The sequence below is a fragment of the Nocardia acididurans genome (genome assembly GCF_016741815.1).
In the GTDB taxonomy this organism is placed as follows: domain Bacteria; phylum Actinomycetota; class Actinomycetes; order Mycobacteriales; family Mycobacteriaceae; genus Nocardia; species Nocardia acididurans.
Genome location: NZ_JAERRJ010000013.1, coordinates 96559 through 116293, shown reverse-complemented (window position 1 = coordinate 116293; position 19735 = coordinate 96559). Strand labels below are relative to the sequence as shown.

Genomic DNA, 19735 nt, shown 5'->3' with positions numbered 1-19735 from the left:
GGGGCCACGGTGCAGCTGGTGGAAAGCGACTCGTTCGCCGGGTACACCATCCAGGGGGTGCTGGGGACCGGAGGAATGGGCACCGTCTACCTGGCTCGGCACCCTCGGCTGCCCCGGCTGATCGCGCTGAAGCTGCTGCACACACATATTTCGGCGGATCCGGATCTGCGGCGGCGATTCGAGCAGGAGTCGGAGATCGCGGCGCGGCTCGATCATCCCGGGATCGTGAGCGTGTACGACTGCGGCGAACACGATGATCTGCTGTGGATCGCCATGCAGTACATCCACGGCAGCGACGCCTCCAAACTCGCGGGCAACGCCGTCACGCCCGAACGGGCGGTGCGGATCATCTCCGAGACCGCGGCCGCCCTGGATTACGCGCACAGCCGCGACATCCTGCACCGGGATATCAAACCCGCGAACATCCTGCTGTCCGAAGCGGAACCGGGACGGGCCGAACGGGCCATCCTCACCGATTTCGGCATCGCGCGGCTGCTCACCGCCACCACCGCCGTCACCTCCACCGGGACCTTCACCGCCACACTGGATTACGCGTCCCCCGAACAGCTGCTCGGCGAATCGGTGGACGCTCGCACCGACCAATACTCGCTGGCCTGCACACTTTTCGCGCTGCTGTCCGGGGTCGCGCCGTTCCATGCGCTGAGCCCGGGACAGGTGGTGGCCGGGCATATCGGGCGGCCGCCGCCACGATTGAGCGAACTACGCCCCGAGATTCCGGGCCCCCTGGACGAAGTCGTCCTGCGGGCCATGTCCAAGGACCGCGGGGAGCGGTTCAGCAGTTGCACCGAATTCGCCGCCGCGGCACGGGCAGCCGTCCGCCCCGGGAGCACCGGCACGGGAGTGTCCGGAGTCGCGGCACTCACCACCGCACTGACGAGCGCGCCGGAACCGACCACACCGGCGACCATCTCGCGGCGGACCGCGCCACCCGCGCCCGCCCGCGCACAGACCCCCCTGAAATGGGCCGCGCCCCGCACGGATACCGCGGTGCCCCGGGTGCCGCGCGGTACGTCCACGCGCACGTCACGAACGGAAACGACCCCCCCGCAACGGAATCGGAAGCCCCTGGTCGCGGCTGCCGTCGCCGCGGTCATCGCGACCGGCGGAGCCGTCCTCGCGGTCGACGCGCTGTCCGGCGGAGACGGCGGCCCCAGCGACGGAGCCGGTGTCGTCCAGGCCGCCACCATCCCGGTCGGCAACGGCAGCGACGGCGATATCGCCATCGACGCGCAGGCCCAGCGCGCCTACGTCGTGAACAGTGTCGACAACACGGTCACGGTCATCGACACCAGCACGAATACGGTGGCCACCACGGTCCCGGTCGGCGAGTATCCCCGGGGCGTGGCGGTGGATCCGGCCACCAGGACGGCCTTCGTCCTCAACTCCGTTGCGCCGGTGGGCAATCGCAGCACCGTCTCGGTACTCGACCTGACCACCAACACCGTCACGGCCACCATTCCCACCGGCAAGAACTCCATCGGCATCGCCGTCGACAGCAGTACGCACGCGGTCTTCGTGGTCGACAAGAACGATTCCACGACAACGGAACTCACCGGCTCGCTCACGATCATCGATCCCAGCGCGAAGGCCGTCACCGGCACCATCCCGCTCAGCACGGGCGCGGAGGAGGTCATCTCCCTCGCACTCGATTCGAAGACGCACATCGCCTACGTCACCACTCGCAACGAACGCGCCGTCAAGGTCGTCGACACGCTCACTCGCACGGTGAAAACCGTGATTCCGTTGCAGGCGAGCGGAATCACCCTCGACCGGATCGCCGTCGATCCCGAACGCCGCGTCCTCTACATCACCGACGGCACGGTGATCACCGTCGTCGACACGGTCTCCAATGTCATCACCGACACCATCGAACTCGACATCTCCAGCTCCCGCATGGACCAGGCACAGCGCAATGTGGTCATCGACCCCGATACCGGAACCGCCTACACGGTGGGGCCCTTCACCGGCGTCCAGGTCGTGGACACCGGATCCCGCACGGTGACCGGCGCGGTCGCCGTGCCGACCGCCAAGGGCATCGCGGTCGACCCCCGCACCCACGACGTCTACGTGAACGGCGGCAGCGGATTCGTGTCGGTGCTCGACCGCTGACGCGATCAGTCGCCGGAGTCGTCGTCCGGCGGCGCGTCACCGCCGCCGCGGATCGTCCACAGCAGACCGTCCAGCTCATCGGGTTTGATGAGCACGTCGCGAGCCTTGGAACCTTCGCTCGGACCCACCACGCCGCGGGTCTCCATGAGATCCATGAGCCGCCCGGCCTTGGCGAAACCGACGCGCAGCTTGCGCTGCAGCATGGAGGTGGAACCGAACTGCGAGGTCACCACCAGTTCGATGGCCTGCAGCAGCAGATCGAGATCGTCGCCGATATCGGGGTCGACATCCTTCTTCTCCCCCGCCTTGGCCGAGGTGACACCCTCCTGATAGTCGGGTTCGGCCTGGTTCTTGGAGAATTCGACGACCGCGTGGATCTCCTCGTCGGAGATGAACGCACCCTGCAGACGGGTGGGCTTGCTCGCGCCCATGGGCAGGAACAGGCCGTCGCCCATACCGATGAGCTTCTCCGCGCCCGGCTGGTCGAGGATGACGCGCGAGTCCGTCAACGACGAGGTGGCGAAGGCCAACCGGGACGGCACATTGGTCTTGATCAGGCCGGTGACCACGTCCACCGACGGACGCTGGGTCGCCAGCACCAGGTGAATGCCCGCGGCACGGGCCTTCTGGGTGATGCGCACGATGGCGTCCTCGACGTCACGCGGCGCGGTCATCATGAGGTCGGCCAGCTCGTCCACGATGGCGAGGATGTACGGGTAGGGGCGGTACACGCGCTCACTGCCCAGCGGCGTGGTGATCTGGCCCGACTTCACCTTGCGGTTGAAGTCGTCGATATGGCGAACCTTGTTGGCCTGCATGTCCTGATAGCGCTGCTCCATCTCCTCCACCAGCCAGGCCAGCGCGGCGGCGGCCTTCTTCGGCTGGGTGATGATGGGCGTGATCAGATGCGGAATGCCTTCGTAGGGCGTGAGTTCCACCATCTTGGGGTCGATGAGGATCATGCGCACCTCGTCGGGGGTGGCCCGGCCCAGCAGCGAAACCAGCATGGAGTTCACGAAACTCGACTTACCGGAGCCGGTGGAACCGGCGACCAGCAGATGCGGCATCTTGGCCAGGTTGGCGCAGACGAACTCGCCCTCGATGTTCTTGCCGAGGCCGATCACCAACGGGTGGTGGTCGTTTCGAGTCGAGGGGGCCTTGAGCACATCGGCCAGGCGCACCAATTCCCTATCGGCATTGGGGACTTCGATGCCCACCGCCGACTTGCCCGGAATCGGGGCCAGCAGGCGCACGTTCTCGGTGGCCACCGCGTAGGCGATATTGCGGGCCAGGGCGGTGATCTTCTCGACCTTCACGCCCGGGCCGAGCTCCACCTCGTAACGGGTCACCGTCGGACCGCGCACGAAACCCGTGACGGCGGCGTCGATTTTGAACTGCACCAGGACCTCGGTGATGGCCTCGATCATGGATTCGTTGGCGGCGCTGCGCTTCTTGGGCGGATCGCCGTCGGTGAGCAGGGTCAGCGGGGGCAGCTGGTAGTCGCCGTCGACCTCGCGGTCGGTGACGAATTCGAGTTGCTGCTGCTGCGGCGGCGGTTCGGGGGTCTGGTCGACCACCTTGATCGGCTTGCGCGGCTTGGGTTTCGGCTTCTCCTCGGCCGCGACGGACTTGGCGTCCTGCAGCGGGGGCTCGCCGATGATCTCGGTGGCGGCGTCGGGGTCGCCGAACTCGTCGGCCGGATAGTTGTCGGAGGGGGATTTGCCGCGCTTGCGGCGCACCTCCGGGCGATGGCGGGGGAAGCCGTCCTCGTCGTAGTTGGACGGGTCGTAGAGGCCCTCGCCGCGGTAGTCCTCGTATTCGTCACCACCGCTGCCGGTTCCGAAGATCTCGCGCAGGCGTTCGGGGACCTCCCGGACCGTGGTGCCGGTGACCAGCAGGACACCGAAGCCGATGGCCAGCAGCAGCAGGGGCACGGCCAGCCAGCCGCTCAAGCCGTCCCGCAGCGGGCCGCCGACGACGTACCCGGCGAAACCGGCTGCGCGCGAACGGCCGTGGAAGTCGCCGGGCGCACCCGCCGCCAGATGCCACAGACCCAGGATGGGCAGGCCGATGAGCAAACCGCCCAGGACCAGGCGCGGCCGGATCTCCGGATGCGGTTCGGTGCGCATGAGAATCACGGCGATGCCCACCGCCACGAACGGCAGTGCCGCCGAAACGGATCCGGCCACCGACCGCACGGCCACATCCACCCAGTGCCCGACCGGGCCGCCCGCCGACAGCCACACCGCGGCCGCGATGACGAACGCGAAACCGACCAGCCCCAGCGCGATCCCGTCCCGGCGATGACCGTGCTCGATATCCCCGGCGCGGCTCACCGCCCGGGTGGCCGCGCCCAGCCCGTTGGCCAGCATGTTCCAGCCGCTGACCACACCGCGCCGCAGGACGGCCAGCGGAGCCGTATTCGACTGCCGCCGCGGCGCGGGCCTGCGCGCGGGCGCCCGCCGCGCCGCCGGGGTACGTCCCGCCGGCGCGCGCCCCCGCGAGGGATTGCGCGCGGCGTTCGACGCGTTCGCCCGGGACCGTGCAGGAGCCTGCCCCCGCGCCGATCCCGCTCGCGACCGTGGGCTTGCGGTACCGCGGGACTTACCTGCCATGCCCCCAGGCTAGCCGCAACCGCCCCATACGGACCATCCGCAACACACGGCTCACCCACATCACGCGCCCGGCCCTCCACCGCCACAATCCGGCCCGGCCGCCCGGAAAACCATTCGTGACCAGCCAAGATCACGAGCTCATCCGGCCCCGGCGGGCGAAGTGCCGTTCGACACTCTACGCGCGAACACCCCGCGCGCGACGGCACCACGGGGCGGGCAGGTCAGTGCGCCGCGGGGAGGGCGGGCTGACGATCGTCGCGGGCGGCGAGGGCGGGGCGGGTGGCGACCAGGGTGGTCCAGCGGGTCAGGGCGGCATCGAAATCCGGGATCTGAGTGCAGGCGGATCGATAGCATTCGGCGGCATCGACATTGCGGCCGAGGTGCCGCAGCGCCGTGTAGCGGACCAGCAGGTTGTAGGTGTGGACCACGCCCACCCGGCCCGAGTCACGGGTGGCCTCGGCGCGTTCGGCCTGCTCGGCGGCCTGGGACAGGCGGCCCGCGGTCAGGTGCGCCAGGGCGGCGCGGGCGTGCACCGCCGATTCGAAGCGGGTGCTGCCGGCGCGGCGGGCGGCGTGCAGGGCGGCGTCGAAGAGGTCGCAGCCGAGGTCGGCCTCGCCCTCGCTGCTCATGACCCAGGCGGCTTCGGTCAGCGCCCACATGATGTTGCGGCGGGTGCCCGGGTGACTGTCGCCGACCACGGCGCGCGCGGCCGCGGCGAGGGAGTCGCGGTGGCGGCCGGCGGCCGAATACGCCTGGGCGAGGAAGGAATAGGCCACACGCACGCATTCCGGGCTCGCGCCACTGCGGAAATAGCGCAGGGCGTCGGCGAAGAACGCACTGGCGCGGGCGGGTTCGTGCTGATGCAGTTCGACAATGCCCGCGAAGACGTGGGTGGTTCCGGCCACCCACGGCTCGGAGTCCGGATCCACGTCGTCGAGCAGCCGCCGCACGTGCTCGGCTCCCCGCACCGGATCGCTCAATTCGGCGACCTGCACGAAAACCAGTGCGAGCCGGGCACGCTGGGTCGCCACCCGGTTGCCGTCGGCCTCGGTCGCGCGGATCAGCTCCTCGAGGGCCTTCTCGATATCGACGGTGGCGTCACTGGCCAGCATGGTCTCCCCCACCGCCAGGGCCAGATCCGCGGCGAGCGTGCGGTGATGCGGGGTGCCCGCGACGGCGAGCCGATACAGCGCGACCAGATTCCGCCGCTCCACGGTGAGGAAATCGCGGGTGGCGTCCAGATCCGCGAGCCGCGTCCCCGGATGCCCGGTCGGCGCGAGCCGCAGCCGCAAGCCCGGATGCCGCACGCGCAGCACGGTTTTCATGGTGGCCAGGTAGTAGTCGAGCAGCCGCGCCGTCACGTCCACGTCACCGCCGCGACGCGCATCCGTATCGGGGCCGTCGGCAATCATGTTGTGGCCGTTGCCGTCCGCGCGGCGGCTCAGGGCGAACAGGCGCATGAGGTCGTGGTAGTGGTAGCGGCCGCGGCCGACGGTTTCGAGCATGGCCCGGTCGACGAGTTCCTCGCACAGGTCCTCGGCGATGGGCTCGAGGGTGTCGAGGACCGCGGCGGTGGCGGCCAGCGGCAGATCGGGCAGTTCGGCCACCGCGAGCAGGCGGAAGGCGCGGGCGGCGGCGGGCGGGAGCTGCTCGTAGCCGGCGCGGAAGGCGGCGGTCAGGGCGAGATCACCGGCGCGGAAGCGGTCCAGGTCGTGGCGGTCGGCGGCCAGGCGGTCGGCCTCGGAGACGATGGTCCACTGCGGCCGGGCGGCGACGCGGGCCGCGACGATGCGGACCGCCATCGGCAGCAGGCCGCACAGATCGACAATGCGGCGCGCCGCCTCGGGTTCGGCGGCCACACGGTGGTATCCCACGATGCGGGAGAACAGTTCCACCGCTTCCCGGGGTTCGAGAACGCGCAGGGCGGCCGAATGTACGCCGGGCAGTGCGGTGAACGGCCGGCGCGCGGTGACCAGGACGGCGCATCCGGGCTCGCCGGGCAGCAGCGGCGCGACCTGCGCCGCGTCCCGGGCATTGTCGAGCAGGAACAGCAGGCGGCGACCGCTGATGGCGGAGCGGTACAGCGCGGCCCGCTCGTCGACACCGGCGGGGACCTCACGCTGCGGGACGCCCAGTGCGCGCAGGAACGCGCCGAGCACATGTTCGGGCTCGACCGGTTCGGCATCGGCCCCGTGCAGGTCCACATACAGCTGACCGTCGGGATAATTCTCCCGGATCCGGTGTGCCACATGCAGGGCCAGCGTCGTCTTGCCGACGCCGCCCATCCCGGAGATGGCGACCAGCGCGCCCGGGTGGGCGAGGGCGACGCCGAGACCGCGCACCAATTCCTGCCGACCGGTGAAATCGGTGGTATCCGGCGGCAATTGGGCCGGTTTCGGAGCGACCGCGGGAGCCGACTCCGGTTCGGCGGGCAATTCGTCGGCCAGGATCCGGCGGTGCAGTTCCACCAGCACGGGTCCGGGTTCGATGCCCTGCTGCGACACCAGCACCCGGCGGACGCGCTGATACTCCTCCAGCGCCTCGGTCCGGCGTCCGGCCCGGTACAGCGCGGTCATGAGCAGTCCGCGCAGGCGTTCGCTGAGCGGATCGCCTGCGATGAGGGCCTCGAGATCACCGATCGCGTGCAGGTAGTCGCCGCGCCGCACCGCGATATCGGCGAGATCCTCCTGTAGCGCGCGCTGCAGGCGGCGCAGCCGGGTGCGCTCGGCGGCGGCCCACGGCCCCGGCACCCCCGTCAGCGGGTCGCCCCGCCACAGCAGCAGCGCCGCCCGCAAGGCCGCTTCGGCATGATCGAGATAGCCTCCGGCCCGCGCGGTCTCGGCTTCGGCGCGCAGCCGCTCGACCTGATCGGCGTCGAGTTCGATCGAACCCTCCAGCCGGTAACCGCGCGTCTCCGACGACAACCGCACCGAACCACATGCGGTCGCCGACGCCCCGGCCGGATCGTCCATGGCCGCGGCTGGTACCGAATCCCGTTGTGCGGCAAAATGTTTACGCAGCGCCCAGGCGTAGTTGCGCAGTGAGCCGACCGCCGAGGACGGGCGATCGGCGCCCCAGATGCCGTCGACGAGCTCCTCGATCGAGACCGTGCGCCCCGCCGAGCCGGCCAGTATCGCCAGCGCCGCCTGCTGTTTGGGTGGCATGGCCGGGGTCGGCGTGTCCGCCACCCTCAACTCGACCGGTCCGAGAACCGTCAGTTGCCAAGACATTGCCTACCACCTCATCACACCACGGACATCCGGCGAACCGGCGCTTCGACCGTTCGTCGCACGAAAACTACCGTTCGTCGCGTGATCGTTTCATGACGCGCACGCCGAATACCACTCGGGATCGCTCGAGCGCCCGCGGCCGGACCGTCACACGCTGCGGTCGAGGGCGAAGACGGTCTCCACATCCGCGGGCTCGCCGGTGGCCTCGAGCCGCACCTCGTCGCGGCCGAAAGCGTGCAGCAGGAGCTCCGAGGGCGGGCCGACGAGGACGACGGTGCGATCCCCGGCCTTGTGCGTGACGGTGCGGCGACCGTCGGGCGTCGCGAGCGCGACAGTAACCGGTGATTTGCGATATGCCATGCGCGCCATACCGGTCAGCACCTTCCAGATCCGGGCCTCGTCGGCGGCGGGCAGCTGACGCGGTTCCCAGCCCGGCGTGCCGCGGCGGACGTCCTCGTGGTGCACGAACATCTCGGTGAGGTTCATGAGGGCGTCGACCGGGCGCAGGTAGAAGGGCGGGCCGGTGCGCACCTGGTCGAGCAGTTCCGGGAATTCGCGCCCGGCCACCTTGCGGCGCACGTTCTCCTCGTAGGGCGCGAAGGGCTTGAGGAAGATGCCCGGGGCGGCATCGGGACGGCGCTCGCGAACAATCAAGTGGGCCGCGAGATCTCGCACCGTCCAATCGCCGCACAGGGTGGGGGCGTCGGGGCCGGTGTCGGCCATCGCGCGCACCAGTGCCTGACGTTCCCTCTGGGCCATGCTCATGAGGAAACCCTAACCCGACCGTCCAGTGCCTGCCACGCCCGCAGGCCCTCGGCAAGTGGACCGCAATCGGCCGTTAAGCGAACCACACGGTCTTCCGTAAGCTCGCTCCCCCACTATCAAGTCAGCCCAGAGGTGGCAAGCACCGAGCACATAGGTTCGGCGCCAGTCGATTCCATATTGACAACCGTCAATTCAGTCGACTGGCAACAGCATTCGAATTCGCAGCAGCGGATATCGAAGTACTGCACTGTCACCGAGCGGCCACCTCGGCTACGCGGTCGACGCCGCCACCAGCTCCGCCGCGGCGGCCGCCGCGATGGACCAGTGCGGCCGAGGGGATTGCAAGGTCGTCGCACGGTTCTCCAACGGGTGCGGCGCGGTGGCCTTCTCCAAGCGCAGCAACAAATACACCTTCGGCGTGGGCAGTTCGAAGGCCGCGGCGCGCGGTCAGGCGCTGAACCGCAATGCCGCCGACGCGTCGGTCGTGCACTGGAGTTGCACGACCGGATACCAGCTCTGATCGCCTCGAACCCGAAGGAAATACGTTGAAGCACAACCTCTTCCGTGTCGCGACCGCCTCCGTGCTGGCCGCCGCACTCGGCCTGACCGCCTGCGGATCCGACGACGCGCAGACCACCGAGAACACCACCTCGGCGGTGTTCGACGGCACCACCGACACCGACGGCGCCGTGGACGGCACCGCGCCGGTGACCACCCCGGCCCCGAATCTGGCCAAACCCACCGTCGCGGAGTTGAACGAGAAGATCACCAAGGCCTTCGACTCCTCGATCGACCCCAAGACCAAGGTCGACTGGATCGAGAACGCGGGTCAGGACCCGCAGCTGGTCACCAAACTCGTGGACGCCGCCGAACAGAACAATGTGACCGTCGAGATCATCGGCGTCTCGGAGCCCACGGACGGCAAGCTCACCGCCGACGCGAAGATTACCATCGGCGGCAAGCCGGTGGAGAACGCCACCGTCGCCTTCGTCGCCGAGGACACCGAGTGGAAGGTCGACCACACCTTCGCCTGCTCCATCGTGAAGTCCGCCAAACTCGATTCGGCCGCCTGCCAGGAGTGAGGCGGGACCCGATCGCCCTGCAACACAAGCGCCCCAGCAGCGAGAGCTGCTGGGGCGCTTGCTCTTCGAGTACCAGCGCTAGACGCCGATGACTGTCGGGACGATCATCGGGCGGCGGCGGTAGGTTTCGGCGACCCAGCGCCCCACCACACGGCGCACGCTCTGCGCGATGCGGTGGGTGTCGGTGACGCCCTCGTTGGTGAGGCGGCGCAGTTCGGCTTCGACCAGTTCGTGGGCGTCGTCGAGGGCCTCGGGATCCTCGGAGAAGCCGCGGCCGTGCACCTCCGGCGCGCTGACCGGCTTTCCGGTGGTCGAATCGACGGCGACCGTGATGGAGATGAAGCCGCCCTCACCGAGGACCAGACGATCCGAGAGGGTGGATTCGCCGACGTCGCCGACGGACAGGCCGTCCACGTACACCTGGCCGACCGGAACCCGGCCGGTGATGGTGGCGATGCCGTCGACCAGGTCGACGACCACGCCGTTCTCGGCCAGCACGACCCGCTCCTCGGGAACGCCGGTCGCCACCGCGAGCGCGCCGTTGGCGCGCAGGTGCCGCCACTCGCCGTGCACGGGCATGGCGTTGGTGGGGCGCACCGCGTTGTAGAGGTACAGCAGCTCGCCGGCCGAAGCATGGCCGGACACATGGACTTTCGCGTTCTGCTGGGTGATCACGGTCGCGCCGACCCGGGCCAGGCCGTTCACCACGGCGAAGACCGCGTTCTCGTTGCCGGGGATCAGCGAGGACGCCAGCACCACGAGATCGTCGGCGCGGATGTTGATCTGCCGGTGGTCGCCGCGCGCCATCCGCGACAGCGCCGACAGCGGTTCACCCTGGGAGCCGGTCGAGATGAGCACCAGCTTGTGCACCGGCAGGTTCGCGGCCTGATCCAGATCGACCACCAGACCGTCCGGCACATCCAGGTAGCCGAGATCCTGGGCGATCTGCATATTGCGGACCATGGAGCGGCCCACGAAGCAGATGCGGCGGTCGTAGCGCTGCGCCACCTCCACCACCTGCTGGATGCGATGCACATGCGAGGCGAAGGAGGCCACGATGACCCGGCCCTTGGCCTTGCCGATCACATTGTCGAGCACCGGGCCGATCTCACGCTCGGGCGTGACGAAGCCGGGCACCTCGGCATTGGTGGAGTCGACCAGGAACAGATCCACGCCCTCGTCGCCCAGGCGGGAGAAACCGGCCAGGTCGGTGAGACGGCCGTCGAGCGGCAGCTGATCGAGCTTGATGTCACCGGTGTGCAGGGCCAGACCCGCGGGGGTGCGCACGGCCACGGCGATGGCATCCGGGATGGAGTGGTTGACGGCGAAGTACTCGCAGTCGAACGGCCCGTGCTGGGTGCGCTGGCCTTCGATGACCTCGATCAGCTTGGGCTGCAGGCGATGTTCGCGGCACTTGGCGGCGACCAGGGCGAGGGTGAACTTCGCGCCGATGACCGGGATGTCGCGGCGTAGGCGAAGCAGGAACGGCACCGCGCCGATGTGATCCTCGTGCCCGTGGGTGAGGATGACGGCGGAGATGTCGTCCATGCGGTCCTCGATGGGACCGAAATCGGGCAGGATCAGGTCGACGCCGGGCTGCTGGTCCTCGGGGAACAGCACACCGCAGTCGATGATCAGCAGCTTGCCGTCGTATTCGAAAACCGTCATGTTGCGGCCGATTTCGCCGATGCCGCCGAGGGCGAACACGCGCAGGCCACCCTTCGGGGCCTTCGGCGGGATGCCCAGGGCCAGCGGGTCGCGCTGCGGCGGCGCGGTCTGCTCGGACCTGTCGTTGCGGCCGCCGCCCGGCCGGCCGCGGCCACCGCCGCCACCGCGCCGATTGCGATCACCCTGACGGCCCTTGGGCGCGGACTCCTCCGGCTTCGACGCGGAGCGAGACGCGCCGTTGCGGCGGTCGCCGCGGGCGGAACCACCGCGAACCGGCTGTGCCGCATCGCTTTCCGGCGCTTCGGCCGTGGCTTTGGCGCGGGCCGAGGACTTGGCGGGCTGCTCCGCGACGCTCTCCGACTGGGTGGCCATCTTCGGCTGCGCGGCGGCCGGATGCACCGCGGGCGCTTCGGAGTGGCCGGCCTTCTTCGGCTGCGCGGCGGCCTTCGGCTCGGCCGGAGCCGGGGCCGGAGCGCCCGCGGCACGGGAGGCCGTGCGGCGGGGGCGGCGAGCCGGGGTCACCTGCGCGTCGTCTGCCGGGCCCGTCATGCAAGCACCCCGGCCGCGCGCAGGTCAGCCGCGAGTAGATCGAGTTGGTCCGGGTTCGGCATGAGTTGCGGCAGCCGCGGTTCGCCGGTCTCGATGCCGAGCAGGCGCAGCGCGCCCTTGGTCATGGCGACACCGCCGAGCCCGGCCATGGCCCGGTTCAGCGGCATCATCGAGGCGTTGAGGTCGCGGGCGCGCCCGACATCGCCGGCCCGGTAGGCGTCGACGAGGGCACGCAGCCGCTCGGGCACCAGATGCCCGATGACACTGATGAATCCGGTCGCGCCAATGGACAGCCACGGCAGGTTCAGCACATCGTCGCCGGAGTAGAAGGCCAGCCCGGTCTCGGCGATGAGTTCGGCGCCGGCGCCGAGATCGCCCTTGGCGTCCTTCACCGCGACGATGCGCGGGTGCTCGGCGAGCCGCTTGATGGTCTCGGTGGCGATGGGCACCACCGAGCGCGGCGGAATGTCGTAGAGCGTCACCGGCAAATCGGTGGCATCCGCGATGGCGGTGAAGTGCGCGAAGATGCCGTCCTGGGTGGGACGCGAGTAGTACGGGGTGACGACGAGCAGGCCGTGCGCCCCGGCACGCTGGGCGTTGCGGGCCAGTTCGATGCTGTGCGCGGTGTCGTAGGTGCCCGCGCCCGCGATGACGGTGGCGCGGTCGCCGACGGCGTCGACGACGGCGTGCAGCAGGTCGAACTTCTCCGACTCGGTGGTGGTGGGCGATTCGCCGGTGGTGCCGGAGATGGCCAGGAGGTCGACGCCTCCGTCGACCAGGCGGGCGGCGAGCGCGACGCCCGCATCGACATCGAGCTTGCCTTCGGCGGTAAAGGGGGTCACCATCGCGACACCTACTGTGCCGGACGCGTGCAGCTCGGTTCGCGTCGATTCGCCGTTCGTCATAGTCAGAAGGCTACAGCGTCACCTGAACGACATTTGCATCGTTATACCCGAACAGGCCCAGCGGTAACGGTGATTCGCGCCGCTTTGTCGATCATGACGCCAAAAGTTTCCTGGCGTGACGCCAGAAATGACGCCACACTGATGTCATGGATTTGAACAAATACACCGCCCAACTGCGCGAGAACCTCATCGCCGCGGCCGCGCTCGGCGATGAGAAAACGCAGGCCACGGCCGCCGCCCTGGCCGCCGCCACGGAAAACTCGGCACGGCTGGTCCTGCTCGCGGCACTGTCCGACCTGGCGGCCGAGGTGAACGCGACGCTCACCGACCGCACGGTGCACGTCTCGGTCGAGGGCACCGACGCGCACGTGGATGTCCGCAAGACCCCTGGCGAGCACGACAACCCCAGCTTCGAGGAGATGACCGGGGACATCAGCCGGGTCACGCTGCGTCTGGTGGAGCAGATCAAATCGCGGGCCGAGGAGGCCGCGGCACAGAGTGGGCAATCGCTGAACTCCTGGCTGGGCGCGGCGGTGCAGGGCGCGCTGCGCGATCAGATGAAGCGGGGCGGGCCGGGGCGCTGCGACGCGCCGTGACTCCGGCACTGGAGGCTCAGCGAGCCGGTCCGCTCGAACCGGTCCGCGTGAGCCGGTGGTCGCGAATCAGTCGTCCCACACCGTGACGTTGCCGTCGGTGTCGATATCGGTGCGGCGGTCCTGATCCGGGGACTGGGCCAGGACCGTGCCCAGGACACGGCGGCCCAGCGGGAGCACGCGGACCGTCACCGAACCGGCGTTGGCCGCATCCAATTCCTTTGTGGCCGCGTCGATTACCCGCCTGCGCACCCATTCGGGGACGCCCGCGAAACCGCCGTCGTCGAGGAGGATGACCTCGACGCCGCGCCCACGGGCCCCGCGCGCCGCGCCGCTCAGCTCATCGGTGACCAGTTGCGGCGCGCGCAGGCCGTCGCGCAGTTCGGCTTCCAGCAGCCTGCATTCCTCGCGTTCGGTGGCGGTGAGTTCCGCGCCGTCGGCGATGCGCTCCAGGATGGGTCGGGCGACCCGGTCCAGGCGCGCGAGCTGCCGGGTGCGTTCACTGTCGGCGGCGGCCATGGTCGCCTCGGCGGCGGCGCGCATCATGGCGTCCTCGCGCAGCAGGCGCAGCGAACGCTGCATGGGTTTCATGACGGCCGCGAAAACCGAGATGGCGGCGACGGTTCCGATCGGCACCAGGGTGCCGATGACCGTGCGCGTGTGGATCTGTGAGCCGAGCCCGGCCAGCAGGAGCACGCCCGCGACACCGGCCACGCCGAGCCAGGCGGTGCGGACCCGGCCGCGCAGCACCAGCACCGCGAACACATACGACGAGGCGAACGCCGACCACACCGTCTGATGCGCGTGGTCGCCGGAGGGGCTCAGCACCGCCAGACCGGTCGCCGACGCGGCCGCACCGGCCGCGTACAGCGCCACCGGCAGCGGCAGCGGATCCACCGGGATCACCAGCACCAGCGCGCCCGCGCTGAGCAGCAGCGCCATCCCGAGAAGCGCTGCCCACAGCGGTGATTGGTCGAAGTTACGGATCATGTACAGCGCGATCGTGGCTTCCAGCAGCAGCAGGAACAGCCAGGCGGCACGGCCCCGCAGACCGAGCAGATCACGCAGGCCGAAGCGGGGGTCGAGTTCGCCGGGGCGGGTGTCAACGGGAACCATCGCCACCCCACACCAGCGTCACCGTGGTGCCCTCCCCCGGCTGCGATTCCACGAAGGCCGAGCCGCCGGCCAGCTGCCGCATGCGGCCGAGAATGCTCATGGAGATGCCGAGCCGGTCGGCCGAGACCGCGGCGAGGTCGAATCCCGCGCCGTCATCGGTGAATACGAGGCGGATGCTGCCCGCGCTGACGGTGGCGGTGACCGTGCGGCGCACCTCGCGGCCGGGCACCGAGCCGTGGCGCAGGCTGTTGCGGACGGCTTCGGCGAGGGCGGCGGCGAGAGTGCCGGCCGCGTGCACGGGCATGCGCAGATCGTCGTAGCCGGGCCAGGTGCGGGTCGCGAACCGGATGCCCGGATTGATCTCCTGGACGGCCGAGCGCAGGAACAGGATGGCCGAGCGGGCGTCGAGCAGATCGGGATCGCGGTCGTCGCCGCGGCATTCGTCGAGTTGTTCGAGGGTGCGTTCGGCCTGGCGGCGCAGGACATCGGATTGTGTTCCGGCGCGGGAGGCTTCGAGCAGGGTGGAGAGCACGGCGTCGTGGATGAGCGCGGCGAATCTGGCGCGCTCGCGGTCGCGGGCCTGGGCGGCGGCCTGGGCCGCGGCGCGGCGGCTGGCGATGGCCGATTCGCGGTCGACGCGGGCGGCCGCGCCGGTGGCGGCGGTGCCGCACCAGACGAACAGGGCCGACAATCCGGCGGCGCGCAGGAAGTTCTCGACGATCACGGTCGGGGTGATCTCGGTGACCGTGTAGACCGTGGACAGCGCCGCCGACGCGGCGGCCACCAGCAGATAGGAGACGGTGAGCCGGGTCGGCCACGCCAGGACGGCCGCTGTCACGGCGAGCGGCGTCACCCGGTACGGCCACACCGCCGAGGAGACCACCGTGTGCGCCTCGAGCACGAACGGAATGCTGGCGAGCACCAGCAGGTGGCTCACCGCGCCGCATCCGGCGACGAATTTGATCGGCCGGGCGCCCGACAGCATGGACACCACGACCAGCACCGGATACCAGCCGAACGCCAGGGCCACGGCCGGGGCCGTCCACCAGTCGGGCGCGAATCGGCCCTGCTGGGCGATCTCGGGAAGTTCGACCAGGCAGACGATCACGCCGGCGAAGCCCATGGAGACGCCGAGCCGCCGCATGATGCGGTCGTAGGCGGCGGTGGCCAGATCCTCGGCGGCGGTGAGGCCGCGCACCCGCTGCACGAACTGGGCGGCCGCGGCGATAAACCGTTGTGCGGGCGTGGAATCCACTGCCCCCGATGCGGTCATGCCTGCGGGCGTCGTTCCGGAACAGGCAGCCAGCCGTCCTCGACCGCGCGCTTGTACAGATCGGTCTTGGTGGGCGCGGGCCGTCCGGCGTCGGCGTACTTCTGCCGGATGCGACCCAGGTAATCGTTGACAGTCTGCTCGGACAGCTTGGTCATCCGCGCGACCCGTGAAGCCTTCTCCCCCGAGGCGTACAGCGTCAGCACTTCCTGCTGCCGCTTGCTCAGCCCCACGTCGGAAAGCTGCGGATCCCCGTCGATGGCGGCCGCCCAGTCGGTGGTCACCACCTGTTCCCCCTTGGCGGCGGCCCGCACCGCAGCCACCACCGTCGGCACATCCTCGGATTTGCGCACCACCCCCAGCACGCCCGCCCGAGCCGCCGACCGCACCAGGAACGGATTATCCGCGCCGGTGAACACCAGCACCTCGACCCCGCGATCCCGCAGCGCCCGGACATTGTCCTCCGGCGAAGACCCATCGGCGAGCCGCAGATCCAGCACCACCAGATCCAACCGCGGCGCGTCAGCCAACAGCTCCGCCACCGTCCCCGCGGCGATCACCAACTCCAGATCGGGCTCCGGCGCCAACATGGCCGCCAGCCCGATAGCCACCGACTCATGGTCCTCGACCAACCCGATACGGCGTATCCCCGAATTCTGCGCCTCCACGGCGGCCCTCACCTCTTCCCACTCCCGGCACTTCGCCTCCGAGTATGACCCCGCCCGCGCCGAATCCGTCAGCCACCAGAATTCGGGGGCACCATCGGCTCACCCCATGAGCTGAGCGGCGACCGTCGCGCCGAGTTCCCAGCATGCTTCGAGGTCTTCCTTCGAAGGCTTGCCCGACACCGCCACATACTCCGCGGCCCTGGTCCACCCCAGTCCGGTCGTAATGGAGGTGACGCCACGCTCGGCTCCCTCGGTGCCCTCGTTGCCGTGCAGGTAGAGGCCGAACGGCCGCCCTCGCGTCGAATCGAGGCACGGGTAGTAGACGACATCGAACGCGTGCTTGAGAGCGCCGCTCATGTACCCGAGATTGGCGGGGGACCCGAGCAGGTACCCGTCCGCTTCCAGCACATCGGTCGCCGACACCGCCAGCGCGGCCCTGCGCACAACCTCGACACCCTCGATCTCCGGATCGGTCGCGCCGGATACGACTGCCTCGAACATCGCCTGCATATGCGGGGAGGGCGTGTGGTGGATGATCAGCAGCCTCGGCATACCAGCGAGCCTAGTGCGCTACCGGCCGGGCAGTCGATGACAGGTTCTGCTTTCTTGACAGTTACTGTCATGAGTGGAGATACTCTCAGGTGTGTCATTGAGAGAGCGTCAGCGCAGGCAGATTCGGGCTGAGATTCAGCGGGCGGCCTTCGAGTTGTTCGCGCGCGATGGGTTCGATGCGGTTACGACCGAGCAGATCGCGGCGGCGGCGGGGATTTCGGCCAGTACTTACTTCCGGCATGTGCGGAGTAAGGAGGATCTGCTGTTGGATCCGGTTCGGGAGGGTGGGGCGGGGATCGCCGGACTGCTGGAGGGGCGGCCGGCGGGTGAGGCCGCGGATATTGCTTTGGCGCAGGCGATTACGACTCGGTCCACGACGCTCGCGGCCGCGGATCTGGAGCAGTGGCGGGCCGCGTTCCGGACCGCGCCGCATTTGCTGGAGCGGGTCGCGCTGATCACACCCGAGCATCGGGAGCGGCTGGTCGAGCTTGTGGGGCAACGGATGTCGCGGGATCCGGGGGCGGACAGCAATCCGGGGCTACTCGTGCATCTGATGCTGGCCGCGGCCGAGTTCGGGTATCTGCAGTGGCTGCGCAGTACGCATGACCAGGGGGCTTCGCTGGCGGTGTGCGTGGAGGGAGCGCTCGCCGCCGTGCTCGATGATCGCTGGCGCGCGAAGAGTTAACGGTCCGCAATATTATTCGGCGGCACTGGAATACAGAGAGAACAGAGAACATGCAGCAGGACAGCGCGGCGGGCGAGACCGTCGATCTCATCGTGGTCGGGTCGGGGGCAGCCGGTATGGCGGCGGCCATTACGGCGGCTCGGCACGGGTTGAGCACCGTGATTGTGGAGAAGTCCAGGTACTGGGGCGGGTCGTCGGCGCGGTCGGGGGGCGGGGTGTGGATTCCCGGGAACTCGGTGCTGCGCGAACACGCGCCCGCGGACGATCTCGAGGCGGCGCGCACCTATCTGCACCATATTGTCGGCGGGCACGTGGACGCCGCGCGGATCGACGCCTACATCGACCGCGGGGCCGAGGCGCTCGAATTCCTCATGGCGCATTCGGCCTTGCGGCTGGAGTGGGTGCAGGGGTACTCCGACTACCATCCGGAGGCTCCGGGCGGGCTGGCCGCCGGAAGGTCCTGTGAGCCCAAGGCTTTCGACGCGCGAGCGCTGGCGGGAGATCTGGCGACACTGCACCCGCACTACGCGGAGTCGCCGCTCATCGTCAAACAGGGCGACTACCGTTGGCTCAGTACGGGATTGCGGCACTGGCGCGGTCCGCTGGCGGGCCTGAAGGTGGCGGGCCGCACGCTGTGGGGCAAGATCCGGCGGCAGCGGCTGGTCGGGTTCGGGTCCGCGCTCATGGCCGAACTGATGATGGGTGTGCGCGCGGCCGGGGTGCCGGTGCGATTGAACACCGCGATGACCGAACTGATCACCGAGAACGATCGGGTGGTCGGCGTGGTGCTCGAAAGCCGGGGCAGTACAACGGTTCTGCGCGCGCGTCATGGTGTGGTGCTGGCCTGCGGCGGCTTCGACCACAATGCGGAGATGCGCGAGAAGTACCATCGCGCACCGGTTTCGGCCGAGTACGCGCTCGGCGCAGCCACCAATACCGGTGACGGCATCACGGCCGCGGTCCGGCTGGGCGCGGCGCTGTCGTTCATGGGTGACGCGTGGTGGGCGCCGTCGATTCCGCTGCCGAAGCCGAAGGGCACCTGGTTCGCGCTGGCGGAACGGTCGTTGCCGCGCAGCATCATGGTCAATGCGCGTGGTGTGCGGTTCATGAACGAGTCGCTGCCGTATGTGGAGGCCACCCATCGCATGTTCGGCGGTGAGCACGGCCTGGGTGACGGGCCCGCCGAAAACCTGCCCGCCTGGCTGATTTTCGATCAGACCTACCGCAGTCGCTATGTGTTCTGCGGTGTTCCGGGTCTGCAGCCGCTCCCCCGCTCGTGGTTCGAGTCGGGCGCGATCACGTCGGCGGACAGTATCGCCGAGCTGGCCGAGAAGATCGGCGTTCCGGCGGACGCGCTCACCGGCACCGTGCACCGTTTCAACGAGTATGCCCGTGCCGGAACGGATCCCGACTTCGGCCGCGGCGTGAGCGCCTACGACCACTACTACGGCGACATCACCAACAAGCCGAATCCCAGTCTGGGCGAGCTGTCCAAGGGCCCGTTCTACGCGGCGCGGATGGTGCCGGGCGATCTGGGCACCAAGGGCGGTATCGACACCGATGCCGATGCCCGCGCCCTGCGCGCCGACGGCTCGGTGATCGAGGGTCTCTACGCGGCGGGCAACACCAGCGCACCGGTGATGGGCTACACCTACGCCGGTCCCGGCGCGACCATCGGACCCGCGATCGTGTTCGGCTATCTGGCGGCTCTCGACGCCGCGCAGGTCACGGCGGCGAACTGAGCGGTTCCCGGGCAGCGCGGGCGAGCCTGCGCGCTGCCCGGGTCCGCGTGTCGCGCGCCCGACATCCGCGCGCAACCCTCCTGTCTTCTCGCGGCACACCATGATCTCCCGGCGGCTTGTAGGGTTTCGGGCAGCACGACTACGCGGAAACGAAGGGACGGCGGG

The 19735-nt window shown here is 69.5% G+C and carries 15 protein-coding genes; 6 read left to right on the top strand and 9 right to left on the bottom strand.

Going from position 1 to position 19735, the window contains the following annotated elements:
- The first annotated feature begins 9 nt into the window (after positions 1 to 9).
- Positions 10 to 2130: a serine/threonine-protein kinase gene (locus tag JK358_RS30810; RefSeq protein WP_201954662.1), complete on the top strand. Its 2121-nt coding sequence runs from the start codon at positions 10 to 12 to the stop codon at positions 2128 to 2130.
- 5 nt (positions 2131 to 2135) lie between these two features.
- On the opposite strand, the gene JK358_RS30805 is transcribed toward JK358_RS30810, so the two are convergent.
- From JK358_RS30805 to JK358_RS30795, 3 genes are all read right to left on the bottom strand, one after another.
- Positions 2136 to 4745, bottom strand: coding sequence for a DNA translocase FtsK (locus JK358_RS30805; RefSeq protein WP_201954653.1), 2610 nt, complete (start codon positions 4743 to 4745; stop codon positions 2136 to 2138).
- 221 nt (positions 4746 to 4966) lie between these two features.
- Positions 4967 to 7975, bottom strand: a complete 3009-nt coding sequence (locus JK358_RS30800; RefSeq protein WP_201954651.1) for an AfsR/SARP family transcriptional regulator — start codon at positions 7973 to 7975, stop codon at positions 4967 to 4969.
- A 147-nt stretch (positions 7976 to 8122) separates the two neighbouring features.
- Positions 8123 to 8740 (bottom strand): TIGR03085 family metal-binding protein, encoded by a 618-nt coding sequence (locus JK358_RS30795; RefSeq protein ID WP_201954648.1) that lies wholly within the window; start codon positions 8738 to 8740, stop codon positions 8123 to 8125.
- 190 nt (positions 8741 to 8930) lie between these two features.
- Here JK358_RS30795 and JK358_RS30790 point away from each other — a divergent pair, with 190 nt between their 5' ends.
- Both JK358_RS30790 and JK358_RS30785 read left to right on the top strand, forming a co-directional pair.
- The gene (locus JK358_RS30790) at positions 8931 to 9260 is read left to right on the top strand and encodes a DUF4189 domain-containing protein (RefSeq protein WP_201954861.1); all 330 of its coding nucleotides are present in this window, start codon (positions 8931 to 8933) and stop codon (positions 9258 to 9260) included.
- A 25-nt stretch (positions 9261 to 9285) separates the two neighbouring features.
- Entirely contained in the window at positions 9286 to 9822 is a 537-nt protein-coding gene (locus JK358_RS30785; protein WP_201954646.1) for a WKL family lipoprotein, read from the top strand.
- A gap of 78 nt (positions 9823 to 9900) precedes the next feature.
- Here the strand turns inward: JK358_RS30785 and JK358_RS30780 are convergent, their stop codons facing one another.
- Together JK358_RS30780 and dapA are read right to left on the bottom strand one after the other, a co-directional pair.
- Positions 9901 to 12039 carry a ribonuclease J gene (locus tag JK358_RS30780; RefSeq protein ID WP_201954644.1) on the bottom strand — a complete coding sequence of 713 codons (2139 nt, stop codon included), beginning with the start codon at positions 12037 to 12039 and terminating at the stop codon, positions 9901 to 9903.
- Positions 12036 to 12944 (bottom strand): 4-hydroxy-tetrahydrodipicolinate synthase, encoded by a 909-nt coding sequence (gene dapA / locus JK358_RS30775; protein ID WP_201954642.1) that lies wholly within the window; start codon positions 12942 to 12944, stop codon positions 12036 to 12038. Before dapA ends, JK358_RS30780 begins: the two co-directional genes overlap by 4 nt.
- Before the next feature lie 146 nt (positions 12945 to 13090).
- Here dapA and JK358_RS30770 point away from each other — a divergent pair, with 146 nt between their 5' ends.
- Complete coding sequence (locus JK358_RS30770) at positions 13091 to 13540, top strand: hypothetical protein (RefSeq protein ID WP_201954640.1); 450 nt, start codon at positions 13091 to 13093, stop codon at positions 13538 to 13540.
- A 66-nt stretch (positions 13541 to 13606) separates the two neighbouring features.
- On the opposite strand, the gene JK358_RS30765 is transcribed toward JK358_RS30770, so the two are convergent.
- The 4 genes from JK358_RS30765 to JK358_RS30750 form a co-directional block, all read right to left on the bottom strand.
- Positions 13607 to 14653 carry a DUF8320 family protein gene (locus JK358_RS30765; RefSeq protein ID WP_201954638.1) on the bottom strand — a complete coding sequence of 349 codons (1047 nt, stop codon included), beginning with the start codon at positions 14651 to 14653 and terminating at the stop codon, positions 13607 to 13609.
- Positions 14640 to 15926, bottom strand: coding sequence for a sensor histidine kinase (locus tag JK358_RS30760; protein ID WP_201954636.1), 1287 nt, complete (start codon positions 15924 to 15926; stop codon positions 14640 to 14642). The genes JK358_RS30765 and JK358_RS30760 overlap by 14 nt, the downstream gene beginning before the upstream one ends.
- Positions 15923 to 16591: a helix-turn-helix transcriptional regulator gene (locus JK358_RS30755; RefSeq protein WP_201954860.1), complete on the bottom strand. Its 669-nt coding sequence runs from the start codon at positions 16589 to 16591 to the stop codon at positions 15923 to 15925. The genes JK358_RS30760 and JK358_RS30755 overlap by 4 nt, the downstream gene beginning before the upstream one ends.
- A 99-nt stretch (positions 16592 to 16690) precedes the next feature.
- Positions 16691 to 17143 carry a flavodoxin family protein gene (locus tag JK358_RS30750; protein WP_201954634.1) on the bottom strand — a complete coding sequence of 151 codons (453 nt, stop codon included), beginning with the start codon at positions 17141 to 17143 and terminating at the stop codon, positions 16691 to 16693.
- Between the two features lie 91 nt (positions 17144 to 17234).
- Between JK358_RS30750 and JK358_RS30745 the strand changes: the two genes are divergently transcribed.
- Together JK358_RS30745 and kstD are read left to right on the top strand one after the other, a co-directional pair.
- Positions 17235 to 17828, top strand: a complete 594-nt coding sequence (locus JK358_RS30745; protein WP_307817817.1) for a TetR/AcrR family transcriptional regulator — start codon at positions 17235 to 17237, stop codon at positions 17826 to 17828.
- Between the two features lie 50 nt (positions 17829 to 17878).
- Positions 17879 to 19570, top strand: a complete 1692-nt coding sequence (kstD, locus tag JK358_RS30740; RefSeq protein ID WP_201954632.1) for a 3-oxosteroid 1-dehydrogenase — start codon at positions 17879 to 17881, stop codon at positions 19568 to 19570.
- Positions 19571 to 19735: the final 165 nt, after the last annotated feature.